Source organism: Lamprocystis purpurea DSM 4197, from assembly GCF_000379525.1.
Taxonomy (GTDB): Bacteria; Pseudomonadota; Gammaproteobacteria; order Chromatiales; family Chromatiaceae; genus Thiodictyon; species Thiodictyon purpureum.
In genome coordinates, this window is record NZ_KB902383.1 from 1 (window position 1) to 7,789 (window position 7,789).

Consider the following 7,789-nt stretch of genomic DNA (forward strand, 5'->3'; position numbering starts at 1 on the left):
CCGAGACCGCACGGTGGACCGTCGAGCGCACGACCACCGACACCGGGCTGCGCGTCACCGCACGCATCCTCGATAAATTCTACGCGCTCGGCCGCAAATGCTCCGACGGCTTCCGGGAGATCAAAGATCAGTTTATCCGGCATGACCTGACCCTTGGACAATGGAATTACGTGGTTGATCCTAACGGTTTCTCTTAATAAAGATGTATAACTAATTTATGCCTCGTTACTAAGGCGAGTCCGCGAAGTGATATTTGGCGACCCAGTTGGGGCCGTCAGACGGTCCTGAGTGGATGCGACTCACACGCCCTTCCGCCATCACCCTAAGATCCCGACCCCCATGAGCACGCCCCCCACCGACCCCATCCGTCTCACCCAACTGTCCCACGGGGGCGGCTGCGGCTGCAAGATCGCGCCCAAGGTCTTGCAGGAGGCCCTGGCCGGGCTGTCGATGGGCTTCCCCCACCCCGATCTCCTGGTCGGCAACGCCACGGCGGACGATGCCGCGGTGTTTCGGCTCCGCGACGATCTGGCCTTGGTGGCGACCACGGATTTCTTCATGCCTATCGTGGACGATGCCTACGATTTCGGCCGCATCGCCGCCGCCAACGCCATTTCCGATATCTATGCCATGGGGGCGACACCGGTGCTGGCGCTGGCCATCGTCGGGATGCCGATCAACACCCTGCCGATGGCCGAGGTGCGGCGGATCATGGCCGGGGGCGCGGCGATCTGTCATGAGGCCGGTATCCCCCTGGCCGGCGGCCACTCCATCGACGCGCCCGAGCCGATCTACGGCCTGGCGGTCATGGGGACCATTCATCCGGATCGGATCAAGCGCAACGCCGACGCCCGCCCCGGCGATGTGCTGATCCTGGGCAAACCGTTAGGGGTCGGCATCCTGAGCGCCGCACTGAAGAAAGGTTTGCTGGATGAGGCCGGCTACCAGGCCCTGCTCGACACCGCCACCCGGCTCAACCGACCCGGCATCGCCTTTGCCGAATGGCCCGGCGTCCATGCGCTGACCGACGTGACCGGCTTCGGCCTGCTCGGGCACCTGCTCGAGGTCTGCCGGGCCTCGGGGGTTGGCGCCCGCGTGGAGGTCGCCGCCGTGCCGGTGCTCCCCGCCGCGCTGGACTTGGCGCGCGCCGGGCATGGTCCCGGCGCCATCGAGCGCAACTGGGCGAGCTATGGGGCTGAGGTGGTCATGGACCCGGCCCTGCCCGTCTGGGTCCAACGCCTGCTTTGCGACGCCCAGACCAGCGGCGGGCTGCTGGTGGCCTGCGCCCCGGACACGGCGGGGGCGGTGCTGGAGCGCTTCCATGCGGACGGGTTCGCTCAAGCCGCGGTGATCGGCGAGTTGTTCACGGGACCGGCCGCAGTGTCTTGTCGTTAGGGACGCGGCAGCCGCTGGCCAATCGGCCCACTTTCGATCTCTGTCGGTCATCGCTTCGGGCGCCCCGCGATCCGGAGTAGGGGCGGGTTTGGAACCCGCCCCTAGCAGCCTGTCGGACTATAGGCGATTTCCGAATAAGACGCTATCAAGAAGCAAGCACCTCCGTAGCGGGCGACGTGACCTGCCGGAATCGCGTCATTGTGCCCCCACCCGTCGCCCGCAAGCGGGCTCCTACGGGTTGGATTTTTCGCCGAAATTACCTTAAGGTGCAACTGCTCTTTCTAGGATAACAGCCATCAGGAGACGTCCAATTCCGTCGTCCGCAGATGTCGGCTTCCATGCCAGAACTCCACCACGGACAGCAAACGCTCGCGGGCGAAGGGCTTGGTGATGAAATCGTCCATGCCCGCCGCGCGGCAGCGGTCTTCTTCTTCCTTGAGCGCGTGGGCCGTCATGGCGATGATCGGCAACGCCCGCACCGATCCGGTCAGAGACCGTATCCGGCGCGTGGCCTCGAGCCCGTCCATCACCGGCATGGAGACGTCCATCAGCACGCTCCCGAGCGGCTCGCGGCATACCGCCGCCAGGGCCTCGGCCCCGTTGTCGGCGGTGCGCACCGCGTAGCCGGCCTTGGTCAAGGCCGCCGCAGCGACCATCCGGTTGGTTTTCACATCATCCACCAACAGGATGGGCAGGTCCCGACGGGCTGTGCCGGCCGGTAAGCGACAGGCGGGCGCGTGCGTCGCCGCGACGGGCACGTCCGCCTGCCGCGCAACCGCAAGCGTCAACTCGAAGGAAAACCGACTGCCTTGCCCAGGCGCGCTGTCGATCACGATCTGCCCCCCCATTAGGTTGACGATGCGCTGCGAAATGGCGAGCCCCAGTCCGGTGCCGCCCGACTGCTTGACGGCGCCATCGTGGAGCTGGCTGAACTCATCGAACAGCCAGGCCTGGCGGTCCTTGGGGATGCCTTTTCCCGTATCCTGAACCTCGAAGCGCAACCGTTCGCAGGACTCGCCGGGGCACCGGGTCTGCACCCCCAGACTCACCTGCCCGGAGTCAGTGAACTTCACCGCGTTGCCGAGCAGATTGATCAACACCTGGCGCAGCCGCAAGGGGTCGACCTGCACGGCGGCGGGGAGATCGGCGGCCAACGCGATACGCAGATCCAATCCCTTGGCCCGCGCGAGCGGACGCACGGTGGCAGCCGCCCGTTCGATCAGCTCGGCCAACGCCGTCGGCTCCGCGCGCAGCGTCATCTCGCCGGCCTCGATCTTCGACAGATCCAGGACGTTGTTGATCAACTCCAACAGGGCATGTCCAGCCTCGTTCGCCATGACGAGGTGCTCGCGTTGCTCCGTTGAAAGCACCCAGTCGCGCGTCATGTCCAGCGTCCCGAGCACGGCATTCAGCGGCGTGCGCAGTTCGTGACTCATGTGGGCCAGAAAGCGGGACTTGGCCGCATTGGCCGCATCAGCCGCCGCGGACGCCGCCTGGGCCTCGGCCGCCGCGCGCTCGGCGCCGGCGCGGGCCTCCTCCAGCGCGTCATAACTGCGCTGCAGCCGCTCGGCCATCTGGTTGAAGGCACGCGCCGTGTCGGCCAACTCGTCGCGCCCTTCAACCGGAATGCGGTGACTCAGTCCCCCATCCGCGACCCCCGTGGCAGCGAGCTCCTGCGCCGCGCGCTTGAGCGTGCACAGCGAGCGTGTGAGGTAACTGCCGAGCAGCAGTGAAAACAGGGCGACCAGCGCGATCTCCAGCAGCGCGATGCCGAGCAGGCGCCGCCGCGCCTGATCGACCAGTTGCACCTGGGCGGCGGTGGACAAGCCGATTTCAATCAGACCGAACCCGGTCCCGGCCTCGCGGATCTCCGCGCGCGCCCGCAGCACCCCGCCGGCAACCGCGGCCCCCTGATCGCCGTCGGCCGCGGCGTCGGCCGCCGCCGCCTCACCGCGGCTGACCAGCCGCCGGCCGTGACCGCTGACCCGCAGATAGGCCACATCCGGGTTGCGCATCACCGCATCGGCAAAGGTCTCGAGTGAGGCCAGGTCGTCGGAGAGCACCGCATCCTTGGCCAGGATGGCGAACAAGTCGACCGTCGAACGCGCCCGCTCCGCGATGGCGTCGGCCTTGGTGGACGCCAAATAATCGAGACTCAGCCACACCAGCACGGCCAGGAGCACGATCTCGATCAAGGCGATGCCGAGCACGGTCTTGAACCGCAGGGACAGCCGCCCGTGCGGAAACCAAGGCATCATGGCGGCGCGCCGGACGAGGGTAAGGCCAGGATTTCGATGCCGAGCGCGCGCACGTCATCCCAGTCGGCGTCAGCGGCGGGATCGATGCCCTGAAACTCGATGGCCGCAAGCAGCGCCTGACCCGCCGGCGCGTCCGCCAGCGCCGTCATCGCCTCGCGAATCCGGTCGACCAGCCGCGGGTCGACCCGCGGATGGGCGGCAAAGGCGTGTGGTGTGAACGCCTGGGTCCGCCACAGCACCCGGAGCTGCTCGCGGGTCTCGGGCGCCGTATTCTCAAAGGTCCGCTCGATGCCGCCGCCGGCCGGATAGAGCCCCTTGGCGACCGCCAGGTAAACCGACTCGTGAGATCGGACATAGTGCGGCTGGACGGTGATACCGGCCTGACGGAGCGCCGCCTGGGGAAGAATGGACGCCGCAAAGGCCGCGGGCGCGGGAAAGGCGACGGGCTGGCCGGCAAGCGCCGCAATGTCGGTGATCGGCGCGTCTTTGCGGACCACCAGAATGCCGCGGATACCAGGGCCGCGCTCCCGAGCGAAGGCCTGATAGCCCGGTGCCGCGTGATAGACCGTGTAGTGGTAGGGATTCATATAAGCCAGATCATACTGTCCCTCCGCCAGGCGCGCCTCGAAGGCCGGGATATCCGGCGCCGTGCGGAATTCGATGCGCACGCCCGCCGCTTGGCCGACCGCGTTCAGGAGCGGCACCCAACGCTGCACCAGCAGACTGGTCGCCTGCTGGGGGACGACCCCGAAGGTCAACACCGGCACCGCGTCGACGGCCGGGGCGATCGGCTGGTCCGCGGTCGCATTGGCGGCGACCAGCAGGCAGCCGAGACAGGCGAGGATTCGCAGGAATTTCGAATGCATAGCGTTCGCTCCGGGTAAGTATGGGCACTTCTGCGCGCTAGATTAAGCAAAAATTGCGCCATCACTGATCAAACTTGCAGGTCAATGCGTTAGCTGCCTTTGGCGCTTGCGCTGGCCCGCGCAGCCCGAGAATGCCGCCGATTCTGCAAAGCGGTCCTAAACCGCGCCAGCTCCAGCAATCGTTGAGGCTGCCGGGGCCGATCCCATCCAAGAACATCGCATACCGCGCTGGGCGCGGTTTAGTGCAGATAGACCATCACCCGACTGGACCGCCCGCGCCCGTCCACCACGGCGATGGCCGTGAAACCGGGACCGGCGGGCCGCCACCAGAGGAGACGGGCAAAGGGCTCCCGGCCGATCGGTCGACCGTCGGCGAACCAGGTGAAGGGCGGCTGTCCGCCGCGCACTTTGAGCGCCAGCCCGCCGCCCTCCCCCGCGCCGGTGTCGGAGCCGATCTCCAGTCGCGCCCCGTCCGGCGGAAAGGCGATCTCCGGACCCGTTGCGACGGCCCCCACACCCGCTCCGCGCACCCGCGCCTGACGCAGCGTCGGGGGCAGCGCCTGGGTCGCCGCGAGCAAGACGCCGGCCGGCGCCGGCGGCAGCGGCACCCGCGGACCCAGTCGCGCAAAACAGTCGAGCAGGATCGGCACCGCCGCGTCCACCCCCTTGAGCCCCGGAACCGGCGCACCGTCCGGACGGCCGACCCAGACCCCCACCACATGACGCCCGTCATAGCCGAGCGCCCAGGCATCACGGTAGCCGTAGGAGGTTCCGGTCTTGAACGCGACCCCCGCCGGAGCGGTACCGACAGGACCGGAAACCTCCTGCAGGATGGATGTCAGATACCAGGCGGCACGCGGGTCCAGGACGCGCGGGCGGCCCGCGATCGGCTGCGGAAGCGGGTTGGCCGCCGCGTCGTCGCGTGAATCCGTCAGGTCCAGCGGCACGCCGCCCCGGGCGATGGCGCCGTAGATTCGCACCAGGTCGAACAAGGTCAGGCCCAGCCCACCCAACCCGATGGCCAGTCCGGGCGGCGCGGCGTCCGCCAGCACCGGAGCGGCCCCGGCGCGGCGCATCCGCGCGATCAGGCGCGCCGGACCCACCGCGTCCAACAACTGCACGGCCGGGACATTCAACGACAGGGCCAACGCCCGGCGCACCGTCACCGTTCCCTGGAAGGCACGATCGAAATTGCCCGGCACATAGCCCGCGAAGGCGGTCGGCCGATCCTCGATCAGACTCTCCGGATGAGCGATGCCGGACTCGAAGGCCAAACCATAGATCAGCGGCTTGAGCGTCGAGCCCGGCGAGCGTAAGGCGCGCGTCATATCCACATGACCCTGGCGGTCGCCGGCAAAGAGCCCGGCGGACCCGACCTCGGCGAGCACCTGACCGGAGCCGTGATCGGCCGCCAGCAGGGCGACCGAGACCCGCGGATCGATCGCCGCCGCCCGCTCCGCCGCCAGGGACTCCAGCCCCCCTTGCAACCGCGCGTCGAGGGTCACCCGATGGACCCCGCGGCCGGGGGCAGACTGAACCAACCGGGCGCCCAGGTGCGGGGCCAACATCGGAAACGGCCGGCGGCCGGTGGGAACCGGCTCGCGGCGCGCCGCGGTCGCGGTCTCCGCATCGATCAGACCCAGCGCCAGCGCGCGCGCCAGCACCCGATCCCGCGCCCGCCGCGCCGCGGCCGGGTCCCGGTCGGGACGACGCGCCTCCGGCGCCTGAGGCAGAGCGACCAGCAAGGCCGCTTCCGCCGCGCTCAGACGCTTCGGCTCCTTGCCGAGCCAGGCGAGCGACCCGGCGCGCAGCCCCTCCAGATTGCCGCCATAGGGAGCGACCGTCAGATAGGCCGTGAGAATCTGCGCCTTCTCCGCCGTCCGCTCCAAGGCCAGCGCACCCAGCGCCTGGCGCACCTTGCCGCCCAGCACGCGGGTGCGCCCGCCGTCCAGGAGCCGGGTCAGTTGCATACTCAAGGTCGAGCCGCCGGAGACGATCCGACCCGCAGTCACGAGTTGCGTCGCGGCCCGCGCCAGGGCCAGCGGATCCACCCCCGCGTGCCGATAGAAACGCCGGTCCTCCACGGCCAACAAGAGCGCGAGAAAGCGCGGGTCGACATCATCGAGATCCAGCGGCAAGCGCCAGCGTCCACCGTCCACCGTAAAGGCGCGCAACAGCCGGTCCTCCCGATCCAGCACAACACTGGAGGTCCGCACGTGCCAATCCGGCGCTGGTGTGGCGGCCACCCAGGCACGCAAGAACAACCAGCCGATCAGGACAAAGAGGGCCGCGACCGCAAGCAAAGCCGCGGGCCAGAGAACGCGTGGGCGTGGGCGGATCACTGGATTTCAACACCTTGGCGGCGGCCTCTGTACAAGGTAAGACGCTGAACGCGTTTGATAATCGGTGAACCAAGCCATTCTGAAGCTCACCGTCGGCAAACACGATGTATACAGGAGATCTTACGCCATCCAGGAATCCGAAACGCGGGCTTCAAATTACCGCCCAAGACGCCTATACTGAGAAGTCTCGCGCCCTTAGCTCAGTCGGTAGAGCATCTGACTTTTAATCAGGTGGTCGCGCGTTCGAGTCGCGCAGGGCGCACCATAAAAACAAGGGCTTACTGGAAACGGTAGGCCCTTTTCCTTTCCTGCGGGACACTCGCGGGACACTGACGACTAACACCACGCAGAAAGCCGCAACACATCCGCCCCGCGCGGTTAACCAGCGGCGGCCCGAAACTCGTTTCCCACGGAACGTATAGCGGACTATTCCGGAAGAGCCCGGACAATCGCGGATGTGAGATAAGACCTGAGAAGAAACAGGAAGTGATGAAGTCGATTGCGGCCCTTGGTGTCCTATAACGCGAAACGGACGACCGTTGACCGTGCATTTTCCCACGCAAGGAAAGCACCGCGGACAAGCGGTAACGTGCAATGAGGTCGGTTATCCGCCCGGTTGATCCTGATCCCGCTCCACGGGGAGGGCTTCCGCCTGGACCGGCCAGCGAACAGCGCCAAATGGTTTGAGACAAAACGCCAAATGGTTTGAGATAGCAGCGTCAAACCCTCCCGAAGACCCTCGCGGCGCTGGTCAACCTCCCGGAGCCCAAGCCCGCCGCGGCTGGTTCGAGGCCCCGGTGTCGGCTTGGCGGCCGTCGTCACCTGGACCGGCCCGCGGCAGAGCCCCAGGGCGAGCAAGGTCCCCGGCCGGCGCTGGATCGGGACACCTTCCCGAAGCCCCTCGCGAAGATCCACGGGGAGGGCTTCC

The 7,789-nt window shown here is 67.6% G+C and carries 5 protein-coding genes and 1 tRNA gene; 3 read left to right on the forward strand and 3 right to left on the reverse strand.

Features of this window, described 5'->3' with window-relative positions:
• The coding region (locus tag A39O_RS0104355; protein WP_026199161.1) for an ISAzo13-like element transposase-related protein at positions 1 to 197 on the forward strand (197 nt) is incomplete at its 5' end.
• Between the two features lie 142 nt (positions 198 to 339).
• Positions 340 to 1,395, forward strand: coding sequence for a selenide, water dikinase SelD (gene selD / locus A39O_RS0104360; RefSeq protein WP_020503486.1), 1,056 nt, complete (start codon positions 340 to 342; stop codon positions 1,393 to 1,395).
• 296 nt (positions 1,396 to 1,691) lie between these two features.
• Here selD and A39O_RS0104365 read toward each other — a convergent pair whose 3' ends face one another.
• From A39O_RS0104365 to pbpC, 3 genes are all read right to left on the reverse strand, one after another.
• On the reverse strand, positions 1,692 to 3,653 hold the full coding sequence (locus A39O_RS0104365; protein WP_020503487.1) for an ATP-binding protein: 1,962 nt from the start codon (positions 3,651 to 3,653) through the stop codon (positions 1,692 to 1,694).
• A complete protein-coding gene (locus A39O_RS0104370; protein WP_020503488.1) occupies positions 3,650 to 4,519 on the reverse strand; it encodes a phosphate/phosphite/phosphonate ABC transporter substrate-binding protein in 870 nt (289 codons plus the stop codon). Before A39O_RS0104370 ends, A39O_RS0104365 begins: the two co-directional genes overlap by 4 nt.
• 239 nt (positions 4,520 to 4,758) lie before the next feature.
• Positions 4,759 to 6,861, reverse strand: coding sequence for a penicillin-binding protein 1C (gene pbpC / locus A39O_RS0104375; protein ID WP_157639618.1), 2,103 nt, complete (start codon positions 6,859 to 6,861; stop codon positions 4,759 to 4,761).
• A gap of 189 nt (positions 6,862 to 7,050) precedes the next feature.
• Here pbpC and A39O_RS0104380 point away from each other — a divergent pair.
• Positions 7,051 to 7,126: transfer RNA gene (locus A39O_RS0104380), tRNA-Lys, on the forward strand.
• The last annotated feature ends 663 nt before the right edge of the window (positions 7,127 to 7,789 follow it).

Bases quoted from the DNA above. Each gene is read 5' to 3' on its own strand.
- selD (WP_020503486.1), top strand. From the start codon at position 340: ATGAGCACGCCCCCCACCGACCCCATCCGTCTCACCCAACTGTCCCAC.
- A39O_RS0104365 (WP_020503487.1), bottom strand. From the start codon at position 3,653: ATGATGCCTTGGTTTCCGCACGGGCGGCTGTCCCTGCGGTTCAAGACC.
- A39O_RS0104370 (WP_020503488.1), bottom strand. From the start codon at position 4,519: ATGCATTCGAAATTCCTGCGAATCCTCGCCTGTCTCGGCTGCCTGCTG.